19 protein-coding genes are annotated in these 25,878 nt (G+C 72.1%); 15 read left to right on the top strand and 4 right to left on the bottom strand.

The window, feature by feature from the left end:
- Positions 1-78: 78 nt before the first annotated feature.
- From LADH09A_RS06015 to LADH09A_RS05985, 7 genes are all read left to right on the top strand, one after another.
- Positions 79-2,955 (top strand): ATP-binding protein, encoded by a 2,877-nt coding sequence (locus tag LADH09A_RS06015; RefSeq protein ID WP_274529096.1) that lies wholly within the window; start codon positions 79-81, stop codon positions 2,953-2,955.
- Positions 2,956-3,106: 151 nt separating this feature from the next.
- Positions 3,107-4,126, top strand: coding sequence for a hypothetical protein (locus LADH09A_RS06010; RefSeq protein ID WP_238643773.1), 1,020 nt, complete (start codon positions 3,107-3,109; stop codon positions 4,124-4,126).
- Positions 4,127-4,268: 142 nt separating this feature from the next.
- The gene (locus LADH09A_RS06005; RefSeq protein ID WP_238643772.1) at positions 4,269-6,545 is read left to right on the top strand and encodes a TOMM precursor leader peptide-binding protein; all 2,277 of its coding nucleotides are present in this window, start codon (positions 4,269-4,271) and stop codon (positions 6,543-6,545) included.
- Between the two features lie 81 nt (positions 6,546-6,626).
- Positions 6,627-8,090 (top strand): SagB/ThcOx family dehydrogenase, encoded by a 1,464-nt coding sequence (locus tag LADH09A_RS31845; protein WP_238643771.1) that lies wholly within the window; start codon positions 6,627-6,629, stop codon positions 8,088-8,090.
- Positions 8,087-8,896 carry an HlyD family efflux transporter periplasmic adaptor subunit gene (locus LADH09A_RS05995; protein WP_238643770.1) on the top strand — a complete coding sequence of 270 codons (810 nt, stop codon included), beginning with the start codon at positions 8,087-8,089 and terminating at the stop codon, positions 8,894-8,896. The genes LADH09A_RS31845 and LADH09A_RS05995 overlap by 4 nt, the downstream gene beginning before the upstream one ends.
- Complete coding sequence (locus tag LADH09A_RS05990; RefSeq protein WP_238643769.1) at positions 8,893-11,076, top strand: NHLP family bacteriocin export ABC transporter peptidase/permease/ATPase subunit; 2,184 nt, start codon at positions 8,893-8,895, stop codon at positions 11,074-11,076. The genes LADH09A_RS05995 and LADH09A_RS05990 overlap by 4 nt, the downstream gene beginning before the upstream one ends.
- A gap of 24 nt (positions 11,077-11,100) precedes the next feature.
- On the top strand, positions 11,101-14,133 hold the full coding sequence (locus LADH09A_RS05985) for an ATP-binding cassette domain-containing protein (protein ID WP_238643767.1): 3,033 nt from the start codon (positions 11,101-11,103) through the stop codon (positions 14,131-14,133).
- A gap of 8 nt (positions 14,134-14,141) precedes the next feature.
- Here LADH09A_RS05985 and LADH09A_RS05980 read toward each other — a convergent pair whose 3' ends face one another.
- Complete coding sequence (locus LADH09A_RS05980; RefSeq protein ID WP_238643765.1) at positions 14,142-14,918, bottom strand: MerR family transcriptional regulator; 777 nt, start codon at positions 14,916-14,918, stop codon at positions 14,142-14,144.
- 323 nt (positions 14,919-15,241) lie between these two features.
- On the opposite strand from LADH09A_RS05980, the gene LADH09A_RS05975 reads away from it, so the two are divergent.
- The 6 genes from LADH09A_RS05975 to LADH09A_RS05950 all read left to right on the top strand — a co-directional run bounded on the left by LADH09A_RS05975 (position 15,242) and on the right by LADH09A_RS05950 (position 22,055).
- Positions 15,242-15,604: a hypothetical protein gene (locus LADH09A_RS05975; protein WP_238643763.1), complete on the top strand. Its 363-nt coding sequence runs from the start codon at positions 15,242-15,244 to the stop codon at positions 15,602-15,604.
- Between the two features lie 146 nt (positions 15,605-15,750).
- Positions 15,751-16,125 carry a class IIb bacteriocin, lactobin A/cerein 7B family gene (locus LADH09A_RS05970; RefSeq protein ID WP_238643761.1) on the top strand — a complete coding sequence of 125 codons (375 nt, stop codon included), beginning with the start codon at positions 15,751-15,753 and terminating at the stop codon, positions 16,123-16,125.
- Positions 16,126-16,152: 27 nt separating this feature from the next.
- Positions 16,153-17,319 (top strand): YcaO-like family protein, encoded by a 1,167-nt coding sequence (locus LADH09A_RS05965; RefSeq protein ID WP_238643759.1) that lies wholly within the window; start codon positions 16,153-16,155, stop codon positions 17,317-17,319.
- Positions 17,312-18,709: a TfuA-like protein gene (locus LADH09A_RS05960; protein WP_238643757.1), complete on the top strand. Its 1,398-nt coding sequence runs from the start codon at positions 17,312-17,314 to the stop codon at positions 18,707-18,709. The genes LADH09A_RS05965 and LADH09A_RS05960 overlap by 8 nt, the downstream gene beginning before the upstream one ends.
- A gap of 11 nt (positions 18,710-18,720) precedes the next feature.
- The gene (locus tag LADH09A_RS05955) at positions 18,721-20,853 is read left to right on the top strand and encodes a B12-binding domain-containing radical SAM protein (RefSeq protein ID WP_238643755.1); all 2,133 of its coding nucleotides are present in this window, start codon (positions 18,721-18,723) and stop codon (positions 20,851-20,853) included.
- 326 nt (positions 20,854-21,179) lie between these two features.
- On the top strand, positions 21,180-22,055 hold the full coding sequence (locus LADH09A_RS05950) for an endonuclease/exonuclease/phosphatase family protein (RefSeq protein WP_238643753.1): 876 nt from the start codon (positions 21,180-21,182) through the stop codon (positions 22,053-22,055).
- Between the two features lie 91 nt (positions 22,056-22,146).
- Here the strand turns inward: LADH09A_RS05950 and LADH09A_RS05945 are convergent, their stop codons facing one another.
- Positions 22,147-22,353 carry a DUF3224 domain-containing protein gene (locus tag LADH09A_RS05945; protein ID WP_238643752.1) on the bottom strand — a complete coding sequence of 69 codons (207 nt, stop codon included), beginning with the start codon at positions 22,351-22,353 and terminating at the stop codon, positions 22,147-22,149.
- A gap of 267 nt (positions 22,354-22,620) precedes the next feature.
- Here LADH09A_RS05945 and LADH09A_RS05940 point away from each other — a divergent pair, with 267 nt between their 5' ends.
- Positions 22,621-23,535, top strand: a complete 915-nt coding sequence (locus LADH09A_RS05940) for a phosphotransferase (RefSeq protein ID WP_238643749.1) — start codon at positions 22,621-22,623, stop codon at positions 23,533-23,535.
- A 122-nt stretch (positions 23,536-23,657) separates the two neighbouring features.
- On the opposite strand, the gene LADH09A_RS32035 is transcribed toward LADH09A_RS05940, so the two are convergent.
- The gene (locus tag LADH09A_RS32035; protein ID WP_372492232.1) at positions 23,658-24,251 is read right to left on the bottom strand and encodes a DUF998 domain-containing protein; all 594 of its coding nucleotides are present in this window, start codon (positions 24,249-24,251) and stop codon (positions 23,658-23,660) included.
- Positions 24,202-24,684 carry a hypothetical protein gene (locus LADH09A_RS05935; RefSeq protein ID WP_238643747.1) on the bottom strand — a complete coding sequence of 161 codons (483 nt, stop codon included), beginning with the start codon at positions 24,682-24,684 and terminating at the stop codon, positions 24,202-24,204. The genes LADH09A_RS32035 and LADH09A_RS05935 overlap by 50 nt, the downstream gene beginning before the upstream one ends.
- Before the next feature lie 259 nt (positions 24,685-24,943).
- Here LADH09A_RS05935 and LADH09A_RS05930 point away from each other — a divergent pair.
- On the top strand, positions 24,944-25,878 hold a 935-nt coding region (locus LADH09A_RS05930), incomplete at its 3' end, for an AbfB domain-containing protein (RefSeq protein WP_238643745.1).

The following is a 25,878-nucleotide window of genomic DNA, read 5'->3' as shown; positions in this document are numbered from 1 at the left end:
GTTTCATCGTTTGGCGACGCTCCGGTATAGTGCTATCAATTCCCATTGAGTGTGTGCCGGAAGGCGCTGGTCTATGTGATGACACCTGGGCTGGAAAGCGCATCGAGCCCGCGCTTCGTCGGGCGGCGAGCACAGTTGGCACGTATCGGAAGAGCCCAGGCCGCCGTGCTGAGCCGTGGTCGGCAGATGGTGTGCGAGGTCGTCGGGGAGCCGGGCATCGGCAAGACGCGGTTCGTCCACGAGGCACTGGAGCGGTGCGCCCCCACCGTCCCCTGGGCTGTCGGAACCTGCTCGCCGGATGAGCGAGGGGTCCCCTTCCACGTGTTTCGACACGCCTTCACCGAGGGGCAGTCACTGCGCCGTGGGCTGCGTGCCGGCCGGTCCACCGGGGAGAGCTGGGCGGCGTCCGCCGCCGCGGTGCCAGCGGCGCCGGCGCGGGCGTCCGACGCCCGGCGGTTCCGGACCTACCAGCTGGCCCGCCGGCTGATCGGCCTCGCTGCCCGGGACGGTCTGGTGCTGGTCCTCGACGACCTGCACTGGGCGGATCCATCCTCCATCGGCCTGATCGCCCACCTCCTGCGGTATCCGGTGCCCGCCCCGCTGCTGCTCGTGCTCGTCTATCGCCCGCGGCAGACGGCGACCCCGATGCCGTTCGGCCCACCCCATCCCGACGAGCACGCCGATGCGACACCGACCTCACACGACCGGATCGAACTCCGCCCACTCAGCCTCGCTGAGGTCGCACTCCTGCACCCGCACGTCGACCAGGTCGAGCTGCGCACCCGGTACGACCTGAGCGGCGGCAACCCCGGCTACCTGGCGGTGCTGCCGAGCGGGCCCACCTCGAACAGCCCGGACCCGATCCGGGAGGCACACGGCGCCCGGCTGTCCGACGCCGCGGTGGCCGTGCTGCGCCGCGAGTGGACGAACCTGCCTCCCGTCGAGCTGGCCTGTCTGCGGGCCGGGGCGATCGTCGACGCGCCCTTCACCGCGGACCTGCTGGCCGAGGTCGCGCAGGTCCCGACGTCCCTGGCGGTCGAGGCCGGCTGGCGGTTGGCCAGGCTCGACCTGATCCGCCGCGTCCCCGGCACCGGACGGTTCGCCTTCCGGCACCCGGTGCTGCGGATGGCGGTCGCCCAGGACACCGACGCGCAGTGGCAGGTGGAGGCGTGTGCGCGAGCGCTCACCGCGCTGGTCGATCTGGGCGCGCCACCGGCGGACCGGGCCCGCTACGCGGAGCGCCTGCTCGCCCTGCCGAGCGGCCGCTGGGCCGACCGCTGCGTCAACGTGCTGTGCCGGGCCGCGCAGGAGGTCCGGCGCGAGACGCCGGACCTGGCCATCCGGTGGCTGCGGTTGGCGTTGCGTGCGCTGCGGCCGACGGCCGGTCTGACGCAACGTCGCCAGGACGTGTCGCTCGCGCTGGCCGAGATCACCGGCGAGGCGGGCGACCTGGCCGAGAGCAGGGCCCTGCTCCAGGAGATCGTGCCGCTGTTCCCCGCCGGCCCCGAAGGACGACGGGCGCAGGCAGTAGCCCTGTGGGCGCGAGTGGAACGCCTGCTCGGCAACTACGCGGAGGCGGCGGCCATCAGCCGGCGGGAGTTGGCCGCCCTGCCAGCCGGTGCCGGCCCCAGTGACGGCTACCGCCTCGCCACCGAGATCGGCGTCGCCGGCATCCTGGCCGGTCGTCCCGTGACGGGGCTGCCCGACGTGCTCAGCGGAGATGCCGGCGGCTCCGGCGCGGACCGGGCCAGCCTGCTGGCCGTCCGCAGTCTGGCCGCCGCACACGACGGCGCGCTCGACGACGCCCGGGGTCTGCTCGATGCCGGCGCCCGGATCGTCGACTCGCTGCCGGACACCGACGTGCGGGACCACCCGGACTGCCTCACCGCACTCGGCCTGAGCGAGTTGTACGTCGAACGGCAGGCCGACGCGGTGCGGCACCTCGACCGGGGGCTGGCGCTCGTCCGGGCCTCGCACCGCGACGACGGCCTGTGCCAGCTGCTGCTCGGCCGCAGTCAGGTGGCCTACCACGGCGGGCAGCTGAACACCGCCATCGGACTGGCCACCGAGGCGGGCATCGTCGCCCGGCGCATCGGCAGTCACCACCTGCTGAGCTTCGCCCTGGCGTTCGAGGCGGAGGCGACGGCGTGGCGTGGTGGCCTCCGGGACGACGACCGGGCGGTGGCGCTGGCCCGCAGCGCCACCGGAATCGCCACCGACCTCGCCACCTGGTGCGGTCGTACCGCCGCGACGGCGCTGGCGACCGCGGCGCTGCTGTCGGGTGATCCGGCGACCTGCGCCGAACTGGTGCGCTCCGCCGGCGGCGACAGCCGGCTGAGCCGTCTTCAGACGTCGCTGCGGCCCAGGTGGTACGAGCTGCTCTGCGCCGCCGCGCTCGCCGCGGGCGAGGTGGACGACGCCGAGCGGCAGGCACGGTTGGCAATGGCCGAGGCGGATCAGGTCGGTCTGCCCGGGCAGCGGGGCTTCGCCGAGTCGGCGTACGGCGAGGTGCTGCTCGCCCGCGGCGAGGTCCGGGCGGCGCTGTCGCACCTGGAGACCGCGGCCGACCTGTTCCGTGCCGGCGGGATGGTGCTGCGGCGCAGCCTTGCCCTGGCCTCCCTGGCCCGGGCGGCCGAAGCCGCAGGCCAGACCGGCCTGGCGACGCGGGCCAGCCGCCGGGCGCTGGAGCTGGCCGGGTGGTGCGGGACGGAACGGGTCGGCCTGCGACTGGCCCGTCCGGTCGGCCCGCGCGAGGTCGCCGCCCTGACCGACCGGGAGTGGCACATCGCGCGGCTGGCGGCGACCGGGGCCACCAGTCGGCTGATCGGGCGACAGCTGAACATCAGTCCCCGCACGGTGGAGGCGCACCTGACCCGCCTCTACCGCAAGACCGGCGTCGCTTCCCGGTCAGGTCTGGCCGCCTGGGTCGCTCGGCTCGATGACACCGATCGGTGACCGCGACCCAGGTCCGATGACGTCGATCGGTGCAACGTCGACAGGCCGGGCAGCACGAGGCCGCGCCGCCACCGTCGTGGCCCGACAGCCGCTCACATACTCGACTTCATCGGGCGCGATTCCCGTGCACCGGTGGTGGATGGAGGACGAGATGCTGGGCAGAAGATCCGTCAGGAGCCCGCGTACCCCCGTCGTGCCGGTGACGCCGTTCGCCGCCGCCACCGTGGCGCTGGTCCTGCTGACCGGTTGCGGTGGCGAGCCGGTGGACGCGGCCACCCCGGCGCCGAACGGTTCGGCCGCGTTCGGTCGGGACCGGGCCGCGCTCGTGCTCACCGCCTTCGACCAGGCCGACTCGGCCGCCTCGGTGGCCGGTGACGTCGAGGCGCTGCGGGCCCAGGAGGTTTCACCCTCGCTGGACCTCAGCATCGCCGCAGTCCGCCGGGCCACCTACAACCAGCGTGCGCAACCGTCCTTCCAGCACATCAACCCGGTCTTCGCGGTGCCACCCGGCGAACCGTCCTGTTTCCTCGCGACGGCCACTCTCCGGTTGGCCGGCTCGGAGCTGGCTCCCACGGACGTCAGCCAGTTCGTGCTGGGTGCCGACGGCCAGTGGAAGCTCAGTCACAACGTTCAGGTCACGCAGCCCTCGCTGGTGGTCGCCCGGAGCATCGCCGGCCGGCCGGCCACCGCGGGCGGCGCCGCCCTGGACGAGACCAGCCGCCGGGCCCTCGCCGCCGAGGTGTTCGCCCGCAGCATCGGGTCCACGACGGGCAACCGGTCCCTCGTCGTGTCGAGCCCGCTGCTCGACGGCCAGTTCGCCGGCGGTTGGGAGGTCTACGGGCAGCAGCTCGCCGGTGTCGGCGGGGCCGTGCAGCGGACGATGGACCGGGCGGAGTGGTCCGACTGCGCCGTCGCGGTGCCGACTGGCACGCTGACCTTCCTGACGATCCACGCCACCGACACGCTGCGCCCGGCGCCCGGCGGCCCGGCCACCGTCCGGTTGGAGCCGCAGAGCCCGGACCTGATCGCCACCGGTCAGCTCAAGGCGATCAGCGGAAAGTCGATCCGGGTCACCCGGGTGGAGACCTTCGTGGTGCTCGTACCGGCACAGACGGTCGGCACTTCGGTGCTGGGGCTCAACGACACCGCGCTGACCGTCACCGCCGGCTGACCCGGCCCACCGGCGCCGGTGACGGCAGAAACCGGTGGCATCACTCGGATCGGGGCACACCGGACCGCGACGATGACAGCAGCCGTGACCGCCGACGGGGTCGGTGGTGCCGCGGTCCGGCCACGAGGCTCGGGAGGAACCCATGTGGCGTCCGCGCTTCCGATCGGACTACGTGCCGGTGCGGCTGCCCGACGGTCCGCTCGTGGTGCTGGGGGAGACCCGCAGCCTGCTCATCGACGACCCGGTCGCCGCGGACCTGGCCGACCAGCTCGACGGTGCCGTGCCGCTGGCCGACGTGGTGGCGCGGCTGGCCACCAAACATCCGGTCGCCGCCGTCGCCGCAGCCCTCGCCCGGCTGCGCGACCACGGCCTTCTGGTGTCCGGTCCGGCGAACACCTCGGCAGCCGAGGCCGCCGGCTGGGACGCCCGAGGTGTGCCTCCCGACGCCGGGCGGCGGTGGATGGCCGGGGGCACGGTCACCATCGTGGACCTGGGAGCGCCCCGGGTGGCCGAGACCGCCGACGCGCTGCGCGCCCTCGGGCTCGCCCCGACAGTGATCGGGCCGGACACACTGGATCCGGGCCCCGGCACCGCCCAGGTGCTGGTGCTGCCATCGTCGATGCTCGACCCTCGGCTGGCGCTGATCAACGACCGCCACCTGGCCGCCGGTCGCCCGTGGACGCTGGCCCGGCCACACGGCAACGTCGTCTTCCTCGGCCCGCACCTCGTGCCGGGCCGCACCGGATGCTGGGCCTGCCTGCGGCAACGCTGGCAGGAGAACGAACAGGTGAACGCCTTCCTCGACGGACAGGACCTGGCCGGTCCGCTGCCGCAGCCCGGCCGCGCGGTCCTGCCCGGCCTGGCCACCATGGCCGCCGGTCTGCTCGCCGCGGAACTCGCCGTGCTCGCCGTCCGGGGCGCGTCGCCCCGCCTCACCGGTCGGATGGTCGCCCTGGACACCCGGGACCTGAGCACGGAGAGCCACCAACTGGTACGCCAGCCACAGTGCCCCGCCTGCGGCGACCCGGACCTCGTCGGCAAGGCCGAGCCACGGATCGACCTCCCACCGAGCGGCGCCCAGCCCAGCCGGACCGGGGACTCCCGCACCCGGGATCCCGCCGAGGCGTACGCCTCGCTCGCCCACCACGTCAGCCGGTATCTGGGTGTGGTGAGCCGGCTGACCCCGTTGGAGGTGACCGACAACGGCGTCACCCACACCTACTCGGCCGGGCACAACTTCGCCCAGCCCCGCCAGCTCGCCGCGTTGCGCCGCAACCTGCGCGGCCAGAGCGGCGGCAAGGGCCGAACCGACCTGCAGGCCCGGGTGAGCGCGGTCGGGGAGGCGGTGGAGCGCTACTGCGGGGTGTGGCGCGGCGACCGCCCGGTGCACCGGGCCACCTACCGGCAGCTCGGTCCGGACCGTGCGGTGCACCTGCGGGAGTTGCTGCTCTTCTCGGAACGCCAGTACGCCGACCGGGACCGGCTCAACCGCGACCTGGGCCACCTGCACCGCGTTCCCCGCCCGCTGCCCGACGAGGTGGAGCTGGACTGGACCACGGGTTGGTCGCTGACCCGGCAGACACCGCGCGAGCTGCCCGCCGCGCACTGCTGGTACGGGCATCCGGAGCTGACCGGGCTGGGGGTGTGCTCGGCCGACTCGAACGGCTGCGCGGCCGGCGGCAACCTGTCCGAGGCGATCCTCCAGGGCTTCTGCGAACTCGTGGAGCGCGACAGCGTGGCCCTGTGGTGGTACCACCGGTCCCGGATGCCCGGCGTGGACCTCGCCTCGTTCGGCGACCCGTGGACCGCGGCCTGCGTCGACCATCACGCCACCGCCCTGGGCCGTGAACTGTGGGCCCTCGACCTGACCGCCGACCTCGGCGTACCCACGTTCGCCGCGGTGTCCCAGCGGGTCGACGGAGGGCCGGAGGACGTCCTGGTCGGCTTCGGCGCGCACCTGGACGCGCGGGTCGCGCTGACCCGGGCGCTCACCGAGGTGAACCAGTTCCTGCCCGCCGTCGCCGGACCCGCCTCCGCCCGCAACCGGTACGGCGTCGACGACCCGGACACCGCGCGCTGGTTCGGCACCGTACGGGTCGCCGACCAACCCTGGCTGGCCCCGGATCCGACCCGGCCGCCGCGCACCGCCACGGACCACCCGGCGCTGACCACCGGCGACGTCGGGGATGACGTGCGTCGGTGCGTACGCCGGGCGGAGCGGGCCGGCCTGGAGGTGATCGTCGTCGACCAGTCCCGCCCGGATGTCGACCTGGCAGTTGTGAAGGTCGTCGTGCCGGGCCTGCGGCACTTCTGGCGGCGGCTCGGCCCCGGCCGGCTGTGGAACGTGCCGGCCCAGCTCGGCCGGGGTCCGCTGGCCGCCGACGAGACGTCGGCCAACCCGCTGAACGTCTTCTTCTAGCCGGCGTTCCCGGGCACACCGGGACCGTGGGAAGGATGTGGGGATGACCACCGTGGTGGACCCGGTCGGTCGGTGGCCGTCGTGAGCGGCTCGGTCGGCGGTCCGCCGATCCAGGAGTCGTACCGGCTGCGCCGCGACGCGGAGCTGCGGCTCGGTGAGGACGGCTCACTGACACTGCGGCAGACCCGCTTCCAGCTCACCCTGGAGCAACCGGGCATGGGCCGGCGGGCCCTGCTGCTGCGGCTCGCCGCCGACTGGGTCAACGACGTCGAGGTCGGCCGGCTGATCAGCGGCCTGGAGGGCGAGAACCGGGTGTTGCCCGCGCAGTTGCTGCTGCGCCGGCTGCTCGCCCACTCCTGGCTGGAGCGCCGCGTCCAGGTCGACGATCGGCCGCTGCTCGACCTGGTGCCCACCGGGCTGGGTCGGGGCAGCCTGCCGGAGAGTCGCCTGCACACACCCGGGATCCGTTACCGGCTCTCCCGCTTCGCCGCCCTCCAGCACGACCGGGGAATGCTGGTGGCCGCATCGCCGCTGAGCACCCTCGTTGTCGGCTGCGCCGACGTCGCCGTCGGCGCGGTACTGGCCGCCGCCGTGCCGGGCGTCGGAGCCGACACGGTGGCCCGCACGCTCGGCGTGCCGCCGGAAGCCGCCGGGCGGGTGCTCGACGAGTTGGCCACCGCCCGGATCCTGGTCACCGACGCCGAGTTCGAGGCGGAGTGCGACGACGCGCCGCTGGCCTACTGGTCGCCGGAGGAGTTGCGGTTGCACCACCGGTCCCGGGCTGGCGGACACGCGCTGCCGGTGGGCGGCACCTACCGGATGCGGGGGCGCTTCGCGCCGCAACCGCTGCGCCGCCCGTACGAGGGGGGCCGGGCGATCGAGCTGCCGCTGCCGGACCTGGCGACGATCGCCAAGGCGGACCCCGCGTTCAGTCAGGTCGTCACGGACCGGCGCAGCGTGCGCGAACACGACGACGCCGCGCCGCTGCCCCTGGAACGGCTGGCCGAGTTCCTGCACCGGTCGCAGCACACCAGCGCCGTCGGTGCGGCCGGCGGGCAGGAGATCGGCCACCGTCCCTACCCGGGCGGCGGCGGAGTCTACGAGCTGGAGATCTATCCACTGGTAGCGCGCTGCGCCGGGCTCGACCCCGGGCTCTACCACTACGACGCCGTCGGGCACCGGCTGGAGCCCGTCGCCGCCTGGGGGCCGGCCGCGGACCGGCTGCTGGCGTACGCCCGGGCGTCCGGCGCCCTGCCTCGGCCACCGCAGACGGTCCTGGTGGTCACCGCCCGGGTCCAGCGGCTCATGTGGAAGTACGAAGGGATGAGCTACGCCATGATTCTCAAGGACGCGGGTGTGCTGACCCAGCAGATGTACCTCGTCGCCACCGCCATGGGGCTGGCACCGTGCGCCCTCGGCGCCGGGGACTCCCAGGCCTTCGCCGAGCTGTCCGGGCTCGACCCGCTGGTCGAGCCGAGCGTGGCCGACTTCCTGCTCGGCTCACGCCGCGCCACCGGCCCGGCCACGGGGGAGGGCCGGCCATGAAGTTCCGGCGGCAGGCGCTACGCCAGTTGGAGGCGCCCGAGCAACTCGACCGGGCGGTCCGACTGACCACGGTGCCGAACTGGCTGGCCACCACCGCGCTGGTCATCGTCGTGGTCGCCGCGGGTGTCTGGTCTGTTCGCACGGTGGTGCCCCGGACCGTCGAGGCGGCCGGGGTGCTCATCCACTCGAACGGGATCTCGGCCCTCGACGCGCTCGACAGCGGCCAGGTCACCAAGGTGTGGGCGTCACCGCACCAGCGGGTGCCGAAGGGCACACCCCTCTACAGCCTGCGTACGGCCGACGGCAAGGTGCGGGTGGAGACCGCGCCGGGTGACGCGTACGTCGTCGCCTGGCTGGTCTCGGAGGGCGAGATCGTCACCCCGGGCACGCACCTGGCCGACCTGGAACGGCTCGACGCCGCCGGGGACGCGTTGCAGGCCGTCGTCTACGCCCCCGCCGTCGCCGCCCCGCTGCTGCAACCCGGCGTGTCCGTCGAGGTGGCCGCGGCTGCCGCCCCGCGCAACGTGTTCGGCACGCTGGCCGGTCAGGTGACCACGGTCGGTGCCTTCCCGGAGACCGAGGCCTCGCTGCGCGCCTTCCTGGGCACCGGGCCGGACGTCCGGCGGCTGCTCGCCCGCGGCAGCGTGGTGCGGGTGACGGTCGCCCTGGAGCCCGACCCGGCCGCCCCGGGCGGCCTGCGCTGGACCAGGTCCCCGCCGCCGTTCCAGCTCAACTCGGCCAGCGAGGTCACCGCCTGGTTCACGGTGGACCGGGAACACCCGATCGACTGGTTGCTGCGGCGATGAGCGCGCCGACGACCGCTGTCGGCGGCACCCCGGAGCTGCCCAGGCTTCGGCGTCGACGGGTCCGTACGCCCACGCTGATCCAGATGGAGGCGGTGGAGTGCGGTGCCGCCGCGCTGGGGATCCTGCTCGCTCACCACGGTCGGCACGTGCCGCTGGAGGAGTTGCGTCGGGTGTGCGGCGTGAGCCGGGACGGCTCCACCGCGGCCACCGTGCTCAAGGGCGCCCGCCGGTACGGGATGGTGGCCAAGGGTTTCCAGATGGACCTGACCGGCCTGGCCACCGTGGCGCTGCCGGCGGTGCTGTTCTGGCGGTTCGAGCACTTCGTGGTGCTGGAAGGGCTCGGCCGTAAGGTCTTCATCAACGATCCGGCCACCGGCCCCCGCGCGGTGAGCTGGGAGGAGTTCGACGGCGCCTTCACCGGCATCGTGCTCACCATGGAGCCCGGCCCGGAGTTCCGGCCCGGCGGCACCCGCTACCGACTGCTGCGGGCGCTGGCCGAGCGGTGGCGCGGCCCGGGCTCGGCGATCGCGCAGATGCTGCTGCTCGGCCTGCTGATCGCCGTGGTCGGTCTGACCGTCCCGGTGATGGCCAAGGTCTTCGTCGACCGGGTGCTGTTGCAGGAGGACCGGGCCGCGTTCGCCGGCCTGGTGGCGGCGGTGGCGGTGGCCACCGTGCTGACCTTCCTGGCCAGCCTGCTTCAGCAACGCCTGACCGTACGCGCGGAGACGGCGCTCGCCCTCGCCAGCGCCGCCCGGTTCTTCCGACATCTGCTGCGGCTGCCGCCGGCGTTCTTCGACCAGCGGCAGGCCGCCGATCTCAGCCAGCGGGTCCGCGGCAACGAGGTGGTCGCCGAGGTGCTCACCCGCCGGACGGCCACCACCGTGGTGGACACCGGCCTGGTGCTGGCGTACGGGGCTCTGCTCTGCCACTACGACCTGCTGCTCGGGTTGTGCGCGGTGGTCCTCGCCGGGCTGAACGTCAGCGTGCTCCGCTATGTCGCCTCGACCCGGTCCACCGCCGTCGCCGGCCTCCAGGCGGATCGCAGCAAGCTGGTGACGACGGTCTACACCACCGTTCAGATGATCGAGACGGTGAAGGCCGGCGGCGAGGAGGAACGCGCCGTGGCCCGGTTCGCGGCGCGCCACGCCACCGTCGCCACCCGTCAGCAACGGCTCGGGGTGCCCACCGCGGTGCTCTCGGTCCTGCCGGCGCTGCTCGCCTCGGGGACCACCGCGGTGCTGCTGGGGTTGGGTAGCCGGCAGGTCGTGGCGGAGGCGATGAGCGTCGGCGTGCTGGTCGGCATGCAGAGTCTGGCCGTCGCGATGAACCGGCCGCTGGGCAATCTGACCGCGCTGGGCTCGCGCCTGCAGGACATGAGCGCCGACCTGAACCGGCTGCGGGACGTGGAGCGCTACCCACTGCCGTCGGCCCAGGACCGACCCGCCCGCCCGCTGACGCCGATGGAGGGGCACCTGCGCATCGAGGAGGTCACCTTCGGCTACAACCCGCTGGGTCGTCCACTGCTGGAGAACTTCAGCCTGGACCTGCCGCCGGGTGCCCGGGTGGCGCTCGTCGGGCGGTCCGGCAGTGGCAAGTCGACGGTTGGCCGGCTGGTCGCGGGGCTCTACCGTCCCTGGACCGGCCGGGTCACCGTGGACGGCCTCGAACGGGCGACGGCCGACGACGGGCTCTGGGCGGCCACCGTCGCCATGGTGGACCAGGACCAACGGCTGTTCGAGGGGACGGTCCGGGACAACGTCACCATGTGGGACCTCACGGTCGCCGACGAGGACGTCGTCACCGCGCTGACCGACGCGTGCCTCTACGACGAGGTCGCGGCCCGTCCGGGTGGTCTCGGCAGCCCGGTGCGGGAGAACGCCCGCAACTTCTCCGGTGGCCAGCGGCAGCGGCTGGAGATCGCCCGTGCCCTCGTGCGCAACCCCCGGGTGCTGGTGCTGGACGAGGCCACCAGCGCTCTGGACGCCGAGACCGAGCGCCGGATCGACCTGCACCTGCGCCGGCGGGGAGCGACCTGCCTGATCGTGGCCCACCGCCTGTCCACGGTCCGCGACTGCGACCTGATCGTCGTGCTCGACGGCGGTCGGGAGGTGGAGCGTGGCACCCACGAGCAGCTCGTCGCCCGGGACGGGGCGTACGCGCGCCTGGTCCGGGACCACTGACCACGACGATCCGAGGAGACGCTGATGAGTGGCGCGGTGGAGGATCCCCCGGCCGGCGGCCTGATCGGCTTCTGCTCGGACGGCGTACGACAGGTCTGTCGCCTGGACGGCCCGGCGGCCGGCTGGTTGGTGACCGGGGGTGAGGCCGACCTGTTCGCGGTGCGCCGGGCCGGGATGAGCCCCTCGCGTCGTCACCACGTGGCCCGGCTGCCCGCCGGTGGCCTGGTGCCGACGTCCACCGCGATCGGTGCGTGGCAGTTGATCCTGGTGCCGCTGCCCGGCACGGAGCTGCGCGGGCTGTCCCGGCGTCACCTCTCGCTGCTGGAGCGGCACGTCCGGCTCGGCCGGGTGGCGGACGAGGCAGCGTTGCTGCGCGCGCGGACCGCCGCGACGGAGCTGGTCGCGGCGGTGGATTTGGTGCTGGTCACGATCGCCGACGCGCTGCGCCGCGGGCAGGCCCCTCGGGAGGCGTCCACGCTCTCTGGCCGCGAGATCATCTCGCTGTCGGAGGGGAGTGCCCTCACCTCCACCGGCGGCGCGTGGTGGCTGCGCAGCGCCGGTGGACAACTGCGACGCAACGATGGTGGCCCGGCGGAGATGTCGGGGGAGCGGGAGCTGCTGCTGGTCGCCGAGCGGGACTGGGTGGTGGCCGAGTCGCCGTGCGCGGTGGAGAGCCACGGCAGCTGGGACCTGCTGGTCAACGGTCAGCTGCGATCGGCCGTGGACCAGCACGTGGCCCGGCTCCTGCGGATGGTGGAGACCCGGATCGAGGAGGCCGACGCGGCCCTGCTGAGCGCCGTGCAGCGGCGCCGGGAGACCGACGCGGCGGTGCTCGCCGCGGCGGCCCGCCGGTCGATCGGGGTGATCGGTGCGGGCGGTGCGGTCCCGGTGCCGGACACCGAGGCCGGCTTCGACCGGTACGGGCGGGCGGCCTCGGTGGTCCGGGTGGTCACCGAGGGGATGGGCAGCCCGATCAACGAGCCGGCCGACCGCAGCCGCGCGCCACTGGACGACCGGGCGGCGGTGCACGCGGTGACCCGGGCCTCCAGCCTGTTCCTGCGGGAGGTGCGGCTGCCGGACCGGTGGTGGCGGCGGGACCTGGGGCCACTGGTGGGGTGGCGGGCCGGCGACGACCCGGAGCGCGCCGTCGCGGTGCCGCTGGTGTTTCGCCGGGGCCGCTACCACCACGTCGACCCGGACACCCGGGCGTACGGGCCGATCGACGCGACGACGGCCGCGACGTTCGCCGCCGAGGCGACCGAGGTGCAGGCGCCGCTGCCATCGACCGCCCGGATGCGTCACCTGCTGCGGGCCGGGCTGGTCGGTGCGTCCCGCGACGTGCGGGGTCTGCTGTTCGCCGCCACCTGCGTGGCCCTGCTGGGCCTGGGCGTGCCGCTGGCCACCGGCCAGGTGCTCGGCCAACTGGCCCGGCAGGGCGAGGTGGACGGCCTGGTCGGCTTCCTCGCGCTGATGCTCAGCGCCGCCGTGGTCGCGGGGCTGGTGGGTGTGGTGCAGAACCTGCGCCTGCTGCGGTTGGACGGCCGAATGCAGTCCGGCGCGCAGCTGGCGATCTGGGACCGGCTCATGCGGCTGCCGGCCCGGTTCTTCGCCGGTCGCAGCAGCGGTGAGATCGCCAACTCGATGTTGGGGATCTCGTTCGTCGGTGAGGCGCTGAGCGCGCTGCTGCCGCAGCTCGTCACGGCGGCCGCGACCGTCGCGGTGACCCTCGGCATGCTCCTGGTGGTCGAGCCCGTGCTCGGGCTGTGGGCGGCGGGGATCGTCGCCGTCACGATGCTGACCTTCGGCGCGTTCGCCGTCCTGATCGTCCGCCAGCAACGGTCCGCGCTGCCGGCCGAGCACCGGGCGGCGGCGATGACCAACCAACTGCTCGGCGGCATCGTCAAGATCAAGCTGGCGGCGGCCGAGACCCGTGCCCACGCACGGTGGTCGGAGGTGGCCGCGACGGCCCGGGCGGCGCTGCAACGGGTCCGGCAGAGTCAGGCGGGCCTGGTCGCCTTCGGCACCGTGCTGCCGGTCGCCGGTCAACTGGTGCTGTTCGCCGTGCTGATGGGGCCGCTGGCCGGCCGGGTCACGCCGGCCAACTTCTTCGTTCTCAACGTCGGTTTCGCGATGCTGCTCGGCGCGCTGCTGGTGCTGGTGTCGGCCGGGGTCGAGGTGATCGCGGCGGTGCCCCGGCTGGGCAGCCTGCGGGAGATCCTGCGGGCCGACCCCGAGGCGCGCCCGGACCGGGTGGACCCGGGGGAGTTGCGCGGCGAGATCGCGCTGCACCGGCTCACCTTCGCCTACCAGCCGGACGAGCCACCCGTGCTCGTCGACATCGACCTGCACATCCGCCCGGGTGAGTTCGTCGCCATCGTCGGACCGAGTGGCTGCGGTAAGTCCACGCTTCTCCGGTTGCTGCTCGGCTTCGAACGCCAGCAGCAGGGCGCGGTGCTCTACGACGGCCAGGATCTCTCCGAACTCGACGTGCACGCGGTCCGCCGGCAGTGCGGGGTGGTCCTGCAGGACGGCCAGCTCTTCGCCGGCTCGGTACGGGACAACATCTGCGGGGCCGGCAGCTTCCCCCTCGACCAGGTCTGGGAGGCGGCGCGGATGGCCGGCCTCGCCGACGACCTGGAGGCGCTGCCGATGGGGATGAGCACGATGGTGCCCTTCGGCGGTGGGACGCTCTCCGTCGGGCAGCGGCAGCGGGTGCTGATCGCCCGCGCGCTGGCCCCGCTGCCCCGGATCATCTACCTCGACGAGGCGACGAGCGCCCTGGACAACCGCACCCAGGAGGTGGTCAGCCGGAGCACCGCGGCCCTGGCCGCGACCCGGGTGGTCATCGCCCACCGGTTGTCCACGGTCCGGGCGGCGGACACCATCGTGGTCCTCGAAGCGGGACGGATCGTCCAGCGGGGCACCTTCGACGAGCTGATGGACCACCCGGAGGGGCTTTTCCACCGGTTGGCGCGGCGGCAACTGCTCACCGAGCCGGAGCGGTCCGACGCCGTGCCGGAGAGCCGGCAGGCGGACGGGCAGCCCGCCACGAGCTGACGGGCCGGTCAGCCGTTGTCGATGTCAGTGCTGTCCTCCAGGCACACGTCCGCGTCGAGGTGGTTCTCCAGCAGCTCGGCGACGTGCGCCTCCGACTGGTTCTCCACGGCGAGCCGGAACGCCTCGGTGAGCACGTTGACCACGCCCTGGGTCAGCAGCAGGGTTTCCCGGTCGAGGTCGGCCCAGGACGACCGGGCACCGCCGCGTACCAGCTCCGGGGCGAGGGCCAGCAGTCGGGCGGTGACGGCGGCGACCAGTTCGTCGGCCACCGGCCGGAGGCTGTCCAGCACCTCGCTGAGGGTCTGTAGAGCCGGCACCGTGCCCACTCGTACCCGGTGCAGGTCCAGGGCGGCGCGCAGCGGGCGTGGCCGAACGGTGCGGACGGTGCCGTCGGTGGTCCGGCCGATCACGCCGTGCCGGGTCAGCGCGTGGGCCAGCGCGGGACGGTCGGCGGTCAGGCGTTGCAGCATCGCGGTCAATCCGTCGGGCGCCTCGTCACTGGCCCGGACCCCGAGCATCGCCTCGATGGACACCAGGTTGAAGCCCTGTCGTTGCAGAGCGAGGATCGCGTCCAGCCGACGGACGTGGGAGTCGTCGTAGAGCGCCGCCCGGCCACGCCGCACCGGCGGCGGCAGCAGTCGCCGGGCCTGGTGGGCACGGATGTTGCGGGGCGACATCCCCACCTTGCGGGCGAGTTCCTCCACGCTGTACCCGCCCGGGCCGCCGGGCGTCGTCACCTCGTCGATGGTCACGGTGGCCTCCGGCAGCACTCGGTGACGGAACACGGCAACCCCGTCGAACCGCTGTCGCGCTGTGCGGTCCGCCGATCGCAGCGTAGGTGTGGGCACCGGGCGGGTGACAGGCGAGGAATTACTACTTGTCCACAGTGGTGACAATCATTAGGATCGCCATCCGCCGCAAGTCACGGATTCCCAATTACCCGGCTTTCGCCGCAGCGTGACCTTTTCGCGGCCACATTCGATGAAATTCCCGCTCTCCGGACGGACCGGATTCGCCGGTGACCCACCATGAAGCGAAACCGGCGGCCCGGAACCTCCCGCGCTGCCCGTCGCCGCCACCGGCGGTCGACCACCGAAGGGAGCAGGGTGTGACACCTGTCGATCGAGCGGTCTTCGTGGCCGCGTACAGCCGGCTGGTCGCCGACGTCTGGGCCGACCCGGTCAAGGAGCAGGCGCTCGACCGGGACCCCCGCGGGTTCCTCGCCGGCTACGGGCTGCACCTGTCGGAGGATGTGCAGGTCCGCGTGGTGCGGGACGTCGCCGACTCCGATCCGGACCTCGAGGTGCAGGTCGAGTCCTGGCAGCAGGCGGGGAGCACCGGCACCTTCGTGCTCTTCGTGCCGTCGCTGTTGCCGGTGGCCCAGGCGGAACTGGCCGAGGACGAGCTGGACAGCGTCGTCGCCGGCCTGGACCCCAGCTGCGCCTGCTGCTGCCCGTGCTGCTGCACCTGACACCGAAGTCAGCCGCGCACTGGCCGGCGCGGCAGATTCTGATGGCAGTAACGCGAAATCGTTGATTGTCGAAGCTCGATCTTCGTAGCGTTCTCGCCACAGCGATCACCCCCGTCTCGCAGTCACCCCGAGGAAAGGACCGAACGATGAGCAACGACGAACAGGAATATGGCGCGAGGTTCGTGACCAAGTACTCGGAACTGGTCACCGCGGTATGGCGCAGCGACGACGAACTCCAGCGCCTGCTCGCCGACCCGACCGCCTACGCGACGGCGGCCGGCCTGCCGGTCGCCCCCGGCGCCAGGGTCGAGGTCGACCGCGCCCAGCCCGCCACGCTCTACACCAAGGACCAGGTCGTCGCCGACTGGGCCGGCACGCCCGGCCTGCACGTGCTGCACGTGCCCGAGGTGCCGCTGGTCGACCTCAACGAGCTGACCGAGGCCGAGCTGGAGACGGTCGCCGGCGGCGTGGCCCCGATCGCCGACAACAACGTCAACATCATCGCCGTCCTCATCCTCTGAGTTCCCCACCCCCCGCCGGGAGCCTCGATGACTGACACGACCGAGACCATCGCGTTCCGATCCGGCACCTACCGGACGGCCACCGTGGAGCAGACCTGGGAGCGGGTCGGTGGCATCCTCGACCGGTTCCGGATCACCCGGGTCGCCGACATCACCCGGCTCGACGAGATCGGCCTACCGGTGCACGTCGCCTACCGGCCGGTCGGAGCCACCATGGCGGTGAGCGTCGGCACCGGCGCCACCGCGACGCAGGCCCGGGTCAGCGCGGTCATGGAGAGCATCGAGTCCTGGCATGCCGAGAACCTCCGGCCGGGGACCGTCGTCCGGTCCCCGGCCGAGGCGCTCGACCTCCCGTACGACGTCCGGTGGCTGCACCTGGCGGAACGGTCACCCCTGACCTCTGCCGTCGAGCTCGACTGGGTGGCCGGCCGTGGGCTGGTGACCGGTGCGCGTTGCCTGGTGCCCCGCGCCACCATCGAGCTCGACTTCACCGTCCGGCGCGACTGGGACCGCGCCCTGTTCACCCCCAGCAGCAACGGGCTGGCCACCGGGAACACCTTCGCCGAGGCCAGCCTGCACGCCCTGCTGGAGGTCGTCGAACGCGACTGCATCGCCCCGTACTGCACCTCACCGTTGGCCGAGCGCACCTATGCCGACCCGGGCACCGCCACCAACGCGATGACCCGCACGGTGCACGAGGCGCTGCTGCGGGCCGGTTGCTGGGTGGAGGTCTGCGACATCACCAACGCGGTCGACGTGCCCTGCTACGCCGCCTCGATCTGGTCGGAGGACCTGCCGGTCACCTTCGGCGGCTTCGGCTGCCACGTGGACCCGGAGATCGCCGTCGGTCGGGCCATGGCGGAGGCGGCGCAGTCACGGCTGGTCATGGTCTCCGGCGCCCGGGACGACATCGACGCCACCGCGTACCACGACGTCGGCGCGCCTCCGGTGCCACCTCCTACCGTCGACCGACCCGTCCGGCCGGTCCGGCGGAATGCCCCACCGGTGGGGGACGTGACCCAGGTGCTGCGTGAGCTTGCGTCGCGGGTGCAACGGGTCACCGGCGTCGAGCCGTTCAGCGTCGACCTGACGCACGACGACATCGGCATCCCGGTGAGCAAGGTGTTCGCCCCCGGCCTGCGGATGTTCGACGAGCGGGCCCTGAGTACCCGACCGGGAGTGCCCCGTGACTGACGTCGTCTTCATCGGCCCGAGCCTGCCGGCCGAGGAGGTCGGTCGGCTGCTGCCCGACGCGGTGGTGCTGCCGCCCGTCGCGCACGGCGACCTGCTCCGCCTGGACGTCGTACCCGGTGACCGGGTCCTCGTCATCGACGGGTTCTTCCTGCAACACCCACCGGTCCGCCACCGGGAGATTCTCGACCTGCTCGACCGTGGTGTGACCGTGGCCGGCGCCGCCAGCATGGGCGCCCTGCGCGCCGCCGAGCTGTGGCCGTTCGGGATGCGTGGCGTGGGCGAGGTGTTCCAGCTCTACCGCGACGGGATCGTCACGGGCGACGACGAGGTGGCGGTCGTGCACGGGCCCGCCGAGGAGGGCCACCAGGCCCTGAGTGTCCCGCTGGTGAACATCCGGGTGGCGCTGCGCCGCGCCGTCGCGGCCGGCGTGCTCAGCGACGCCGAGGCGGTGCTGCTGCTGGACATCGGCCGGGAGCTGCCCTTCCGGCGGCGGTCGTACCGGGCGCTGGAGCGCAGCGCGCCACCCGAGGCGGCGGGCGTGGTGAACCGGTTCCTGACGTGGCACCGGCAGGACCCCTGCGACACCAAGGGCACCGACGCGCGGTTGCTGCTGTCGATGGCCGCGGACGACGCTCCCGAGCTGTGTCCGGCGCATGCCGGCGACCAGCCGATCGACAACCTGCACACCCGCTTCCTGGACACCTGGCGGTCGCGGTTCGCCGGAGAGTCGGTCGGCGGGCACTGGGTCAGCGACCGGGAGGCCGCCACGGTGCTGATGCTGCTGCACCCCGAGTCGACGGCCTGGCACCGGCGGGGCGTGCTGGCCGGGTTGGCCGAGGTCGACATCGCCGACCCGATGGTCGAGGAGCACGCCCGGGAGGTGGCCCGCCGGCGAGGGCTGACCGCCGCGCCGCCGAGCGGGTGGGACTGGCTGACCGACTCCGAACGGGCACTCGACGACCGCGAGGCGGTGCTGCGGGTGCTGGTACGGGCGTTCGGCACCTCGCCACACCGCAGCCTCGCGCTGTGGATGGTCGCGGCGCCACTGCGTACCCCCGCGTTGCTCGCCGCGGCACGGCAGGTCGCGGCGACCGCGGCGTCGCTGAACGAGACGCTCGTTCCGCGTACGACGGGGCACCGCCGCCCGGGTGGCCGGCTGCACTTCCGCACCGAGGTCGTCGACGCGTGCTTCGCGCGGCTGTGGGGCTGTGCCGCCGACGGGCTGGAAGCGGCGGCGTGGGACCGGGGGTTCGTCGACCTGGCGGCGTTCCGGTACGCCGCCGAACCGCTGGTCGCGTACGTCAAGGCGTTCGGTGCCCCGCGACTGCCTGCGGTGGCCACGCGCGCGCAGGAGAACACCCTGGCCGGTTCAGCGGCCCGGATCGGCTGAGGAGGAGTCGGATGAGCGGCACCGTGAAGGCGGCACTGATCTACCCCCCGCTGACCGATCCCACGTCGGGATACCACTCCCTGAACTACCTCGACTCCTACGCCCGGGCGCAGGGGCACCGGCCGGCGGAGATCATCGATGCCAACATCGAGGCGTTCCACCACTCGTACACCCCATCGGCCTACGAGTGGCTGCGGAAGGAGCTGTCCCGGCTCTCGATCGACGACCTCAGCGGCCCGGACGCGCTGATGGCCCGGGCGAACCAGCTCGGCCTGCCCGACCCCGATCCGGAGCGACTGCGCCGGTCGATCGGGGTGTTGCAGGATCCGACCCTGTTCTACGACTACCGGCACTACCAGGACGCCGTCGAGGGCGTCATCTCCTGGATGGACGCGCTCGGCACGGTCGGGTTCCCCGGGCAGTTCCACGCCGGCTTCCGGCTCCACCCGCCACCGATGATCTCGATCGGCTCGGTGGCGGCGCTGACCGACGAGGCACTGCTCGCGCGGCTCAACCGTCCCTTCCTGCCGTACTACGAGGACGTGCTGATCCCGCGGCTGGCCGCCGGAGGGCACCAGGTGATCGGCATCAGCGCCACCTACCAGTGGCAGCTGCCGTTCGCGCTCTGGATCGCCCGACTCATCCGGCAGGCCTGCCCGGACGTCTTCCTCATCGCGGGCGGCACGGAGATCTCCGACGTCTGGAAGTGCGCCAGCAAACCCGAGTACGTCTTCCAGGTGCTGGCCGACTTCGACACGATCGTGGTCGGGGAGGGGGAGAGCGCGTACACGGAGATCCTGGACGCGGTGGCGGCGGGCACGCTGCCGGCCGGGCACCCCAACGTCCGGCTGCACCCCAAGTACGGTCGCCAGCGTCAACTGCCCCTGCGCTACGAGCGCCTGGCGCAGGTGCCGGTGCCGGACTTCTCCGGCCTGCCCTGGGACCTCTACCTCAGCCCGGAGCGGTTCGTCTACTACTCGCCGAGCCGAGGCTGCTACTGGAACAAGTGCACGTTCTGCGACTACGGCCTGAACACCGACGGCCCGACCAGCCCGTGGCGGCAGGACACGGTGGACACCATGGTCGCGGACGTCACCGAGCTGTCGAAGTTCGCCAAGTTCATCTACTTCTCGGTCGACGTGCTCGCTCCCGCGACCATCCTGCGTTTCGCCGAGCGGGTCGTCGAGCGAGGGCTGGACTTCCGGTGGGGTGCCGAGATCCGGCTGGAGAAGTACTGGTCGGACGAGCGCTGCGAGTTGTTGAGGCGCAGTGGCTGCGTGGCCATCTCGGTCGGCTTCGAGTCCGGTAACCAGCGCATCCTCGACCTGATCGACAAGGGCACGAAGCCGGAGCAGGCACGACGCACCATGATGGCGATGACCAAGGCCAACATCGGTGTGCAGATGATGGGCTTCACCGGCTTTCCCACCGAGACCCGCGAAGAGGCGCTGGACAGCGTCAACTTCCTGCGTGACAACCCGGACCTGTGGACCCTCGGCGGGCTCGGCGACTTCATGCTGACCCCGGGTGCCATCGTCGCCAAGGAGCCGGACCGGTTCGGCCTCACCAACGTACGGCCGGTGGAGGGGTCGGACATCGTCCGGATGCTCAAGTACGACGAGCCGGTGACCGAGGCGGCGCAGGCCGAGGTCGCCCAGGCCAAGGCCGGCCTGAACCCCGGGCACTACCACCGTCCGTGGCTGGGCAGCACCGACACCCCGCACACGTTCTTCTACCACGACCGGTACGGCACGGCCGTGCGTGGCGTCCTCGCCCACGACCGGGTTCGGCACGACACCGACGACCAGACCGAGTTCCTCGCGAACGGCTCCTTCGTGGACCGCGACGACGAGCAGGTCTGGGAGGCGTACCGGCGGATCCGGTCCGACGAGCAGGAGGGCGTCCCCGGCGACCTGCCGGCGGACCGGCACCTGTTCCGCCGGGTCGACGGTCAGGTGTTCGCGCTCAACCGCAGCAGTCGGCTGTTCCTGGATCTGTTCAATGCGCCGCTCACCCTCGCCGAGGCGCAGCGTCGGCTCTGGATCGTCGAGCCGACAGTCGCGGACCGGGTCTGGCGGACCTTCATCGGGCAGCGGCTGATCCGGCGGCACCGGCTGCCGGCCCCGCCCGAGCCGGCGGGCTGACAGCGCCGTCCGCTGCGGCCCGCCCGGCGCGGCGGCGTCACCAGCGTGCCACACCGATTCGGCGCGGGTGGAGGAGCGCGGCCCCTCGATGACGACCATGTGCCGCCGCCGACCGGCCGCCAATCGGCATTGCGGGCGGCGTCGAGGACGGTGGCGCGCCCACCGGACAGTAGGGGGTCGGCGAACGGCACGTGGACGACCCCGAGTTGCCCTTCGGACGACCCAGGTCTGTCGATCCTTCGTTACCGGACGTTCGGTGTCGCGTCGACTTGAATCGATAGGGTTTGTTGGCCGCCACCGACGGCGGTTTGTGCGGAGGGACGTCGATGCGCAGGACAACGGACTGGCAGGCCCGCGCCCTGGGCGCTCTCGCGGTTGCGGTCGCGCTGGTGGCGGCCCTGCTGCCGCCGGCCCCTGCGGCTGCCGCGAGCGCGGGCTTCAAGGCGGCGACGCTGAACATCTTCTACGGGCTGAGCCAGGCCGACTTCGTGCACGACCTGAACCTGATCGCGTCCAAGGCAGACCTCGTCGGTCTCAACGAGGTCGGTGCCCGCAAGGCGTTCCTGGAGAGCTGGGCGGCCGACAACGGCTGGTGGTTGTACGCGCCGGGCGGGACCAACCAGGCTGGCGAAGCGTTGATCGCCAGGAAGAGCATGTTCGACGTACTCGACAAGGGGTCGATCTTCGTCTGTGACACCAACGGCCCCGGCGAGGTGCCGCCCGCGCGGTACAACAACTGGGTCAAGTACCGGCACAAGGCCAGTGGCCGCAACGTGACCCACATCAACGCCCACGCGGTGGCCGGCATCGAAAACGCCGGCCGGCCCGAGGATCTGCCGCGCACCAGATGCGCCGAGGCGCACTTCCGCGGCCTCAAGGACCTGGCGGTCGACAAGCAGGACGAGGGCCAGGTCATCGTGAGCGGAGACCTCAACGTCGACTTCAGCGCCGACCGGAGCTACGGGTACGCGAAGTTCCCGTGGCAGGTCTTCGAGGCCAGCGAGCTGCCGAATCTGCGCTCCAACTACAACCTCTACGGCGAGAAGGGCACCGGAACCCACGGCAACCGACATATCGACTACGTCTACTTCTGGAAGCGGCTGCCCGAGTACCAGCTGATGTGGATGACCGGCTACGACATAGTCGGGGGCACCAAATCCGACCACAACGGTGTCGTCGCGACATTCTCCATCCAGAACTGACGCGCCCGCCTTCGGCCGGCCACGAGTTTCTGGAGCGGTTTGTGCGCCGGGGGCAGACGCCACACCCAGAAGACGGCGACGCCTGCGTGCGTCAGGCCAGGGTGTACTCCAAGACGTAGGAGTGGCCGCCGTCGTCGGACTGGATGATCTCGAAAGCTCCCGCGAGCCCGGTGAGGTCACCGGAGCCTGTTCCCGGGACGACGCGGATCGCGAGTTGCTCACCGTGGCTGCCGGGTGCGCTGTGTTGCAGGACGTGGTGGCATTTATCGCGCAGCAGCCTTGCAGACGACGCTGACATTTCCGGACGGTGACCCTCGGAAGCCCTGCTCACTGCTCCGGCGGAGGGCCGACAGAGCGTCGATAGTCGCGTCTCACCCCGTGGGTGACCGACCAAGCCCGGCGGGTTGGCCAGCGTCCAGCCGAGAGCGGTACATAGGATGCGCTGATGAACCCGCCTGGTGATCTCGTGGGGCGGCAGTCGGAGGCCGAGCTGCTGACTCATAACTCACTCAACGGGGCGACCGGTGGTATCTGGCGGGTGAACCGCGATAGCCGGAATACGATCTTGAAGATCGCGGCCCCGCCTGGCCGGAACGGGGTGCCCGCGCACTGGGCGGCGAGCACCGACCAGGGCCACTGGAACTACTGGCAGCGAGAAGCCCTGGCCTACCGCGATGGGCTGGCGGAGACTGCCTATTCGGCGGCGGGCATCCGCGCTCCGGCCCTGCTGGAGTGGACGGACCGGCCCGACGGGTCGGTCGCGCTGTGGCTGGAGCACGTCGACGGTGTGCCAGGCACCGCGGCAACGCCCGCGACGCTTGGCGACTTCGCCGAGCGGCTCGGCGCTGGGCACGCGTTTTGGCTGCGCCGGCGCCCCACCGAGCCATGGTTGTCCCGCGACTGGCTGCGCGACTACACCACGACCCGCCCCGTCACCGAACCGATCCCCTGGGACCATCCCACCGCGGCCTCGGCCTGGCCGCACGACCTGCGGGCCAGCCTACGAGAGCTTTGGCTCCGCCGGTACGACGTGCTGCGTGCCACGGATGAGCTGCCCCGCACCCTCTGCCACCACGACGTCTGGCCGACGAACCTGATCGTCGACGACTCGGGGCCGGTGCTGCTGGACTGGAGCTTCGTCGGCCCAGGTCCACTCGGCGAGGACGCCGCCAACCTCATCCTCGACACGTTCTTCGACGGCCTGGTCGACCTGGTCCTGATCGACGAGGTCGTCGAACTGGTCACCACCGGCTACCTTCGCGGCCTCGCCGGCGCGGTGGACGCCGCTACCGTCCGCCGTGCCATCCAACTCACCGGCGCCGCGAAGTACTTCTGGTTAGCCCCCTTTATGCTCAACCACCTCATAACCACGCCCACGGATACCCGCCAGACCTACGACCTCCGTAACACGGTCACGATGTTCACCGGTCGCCGCCGCCCGCTGGAGTTGGTCGCGGCCTGGTTTGAGAAAACCCGCTGACCCCAGCTGGTCACCGCCCTGAACGCTGGCCAGGTGCAGCCGGACCGGACACCGGATCTGACTACCCTCTCGGTCGAACACACGGGATGTCGGCCGGCAAATGACCGCGGCCCGCGAGGAGCTTACGGCGGGCTGGGGCACCGACGGGACGTTGTCCGACTCGCCACCGCCTGACACCAGGAACTCTCGTGCCACCGACGCCGCCCGGGACCGCGGCGATCTGCTGCCGCACCTGGCCAAACGGGCGTCGCGCGACGGAGGTGCAGGGCGAAGGCGGTGATCCAGGTCCAGCCAGCTCCGATGGTGAGGCGCTGGCACAGGCCGCGGTATTCGGCGATGGCCAGGCCCTGGATGAGGACAAGCATGGTCACGCGGGCGACCGTGCTTGTTGGCGCCCAGACACAGGACCGACGGTGGGCCGCGTGGAGTGCCCAGGTGAAGGTCAGCAGCGGCAGGGACAGGAACGCCACGCTGCCGGCGGCGTGGTGCGCGATGCCGTGCCAGCTGCGCTGGGCCTGCCCAGCGACGTCGGTGACGAACAGCCCGAAGGCGATGAGGGCGACACCGAACAGGCCGGTGAGGGCCGCCGCGATCCAGGCGGTACGGATAGTCCGAGCCGAGCAGGCCCCTGGGAGACCCGGCAGGAGAGACTTCGGCTGCGGAGGATCAGGTCTGCCGCCACACCCGGAACGTCTGCTCACGTCGCCACGTGCCATCGGGTTGTCGTGCCTCGTTGCGCCAGCGGAACTCGTCTGCCTCGATGTCCGAGAAGGTCCAGCGGAGGTCGCCGCCGTCGAGCACGATCTGGTCGCCGACACGGGCGGCCAGGAATGTGTGAGTTCGACGCCGTCCCGGTCCCACCCACGTCGAGCGCCAGACCCCGGCGCCGGCGGTGGGATCGGGGAATCGCACGCTGACGCCGTGTTCGACGCCCGGCAGGATCCAGACATCGGTGGTGGCCCGGCCGCCCAGGGCGTACCCGAAGTGCCACTCGCCTCGTCGAACGGTCGAGGACCCGTCGGGGCCGTACTCCGTGCAGTCCAACGCCCAGGAGCCGGTGAACTGTCCGAACAGGCTGAGGTCGACGCCGTCGGCCGGCTCGTCGGCGAGGAAGGCGGCACCGATGGCATCGGATGACGTGAGCACCATGCCAGAACGATAGCGCCCGCCCGTGGCGGCGCGATCAAGGAAAACGAGATTGGTCGATCCTTGACACCCGTTGATGCGATCGCTAACACTGGTCCGCAACGCGCACTTAACGAGCAGAACACATTGTGCCTGTACCGCTCGGCGCACCAGTGTTGTCCCGTTCGGCAGGTTGCCCGTCGCGCAAAACCATCTTGACCCCGAGCCACGCACGGTTTGATCTTGTTAACGCTAACATTGATGGTCGCCCGGAGGAGGAGTCGTGACCCTGGCCAACGGCTACGTCCGCATCCGGATCCTGGCCCTCTCCGCCGTGGCCGCCGCCGCTCTCGTGGTGGTCGCCGACGGACCGGCGCAGGCCGCCACGCTGCCGACCGGTGCCGTCTCCCTGGAGGCGGTCAACCAGCCCGGACGGTACGTGCGGCACGTCGACTACCTCGGGCAACTCGATCCGGTGACCTCCGGCAGCGCCAACCAGGTCAAGCTCGATGCCACCTTCACAGTGGTCAACGGTCTGGCATCACCCGCCTGCTACTCGTTCCAGACCAAGAACGGCATGTTCCTGCGGCACCGCGACTACCGGCTGCGGATCGACCCCAACGCCGGTGACGCGACGTTCCGAGCCGACGCCACATTCTGCGCGGTGGAGGGATCGGTCGCCGGATCGGTGACGCTGACCTCGTACAACTACCCGAACCGGCGCATCCGGCACCGCGACTTCGCGCTCTGGCTCGACGCCTACCAGGACACGGCCACGTTTCGGGCGGACAGCTCCTTCCGCCTCGTCGCGCCCTGGGCGCCCAGGACCACCAGAGGCCCGGTGATCCCGGGCCTCTTCGCCGACCCGCACATCGCCGCCTTCAACGGTCGCTACTACCTGTACCCGACCACTGACGGCTACGCGAGCTGGGCCGGCAGCTACTACAAGGCGTTCTCCTCCACCGACCTGGTCAACTGGACCGACCACGGCGTGATCCTCGATCACGGCCCGGACGTGTCCTGGGCGGACAACTCGGCCTGGGCGCCGGCGGTGGCGAGCGCCAACGGCCGCTACTACCTGTACTTCAGCGGCGGCGCGGCCAGCGGCAACACCACCAAACACCTGGGCGTCGCGGTGGCCGACAGCCCCACCGGGCCATTCCACGACGCGCTGGGCCGGCCACTCATCCGAGGTGACACGTTCTCCGGCGGGCAGGC

Source organism: Micromonospora cabrerizensis, from assembly GCF_022230955.1.
Lineage (GTDB): Bacteria > Actinomycetota > Actinomycetes > Mycobacteriales > Micromonosporaceae > Micromonospora > Micromonospora cabrerizensis.
Note: the sequence above shows the minus strand (reverse complement) of the source record. Positions and strands in the feature narration are given on the sequence as shown.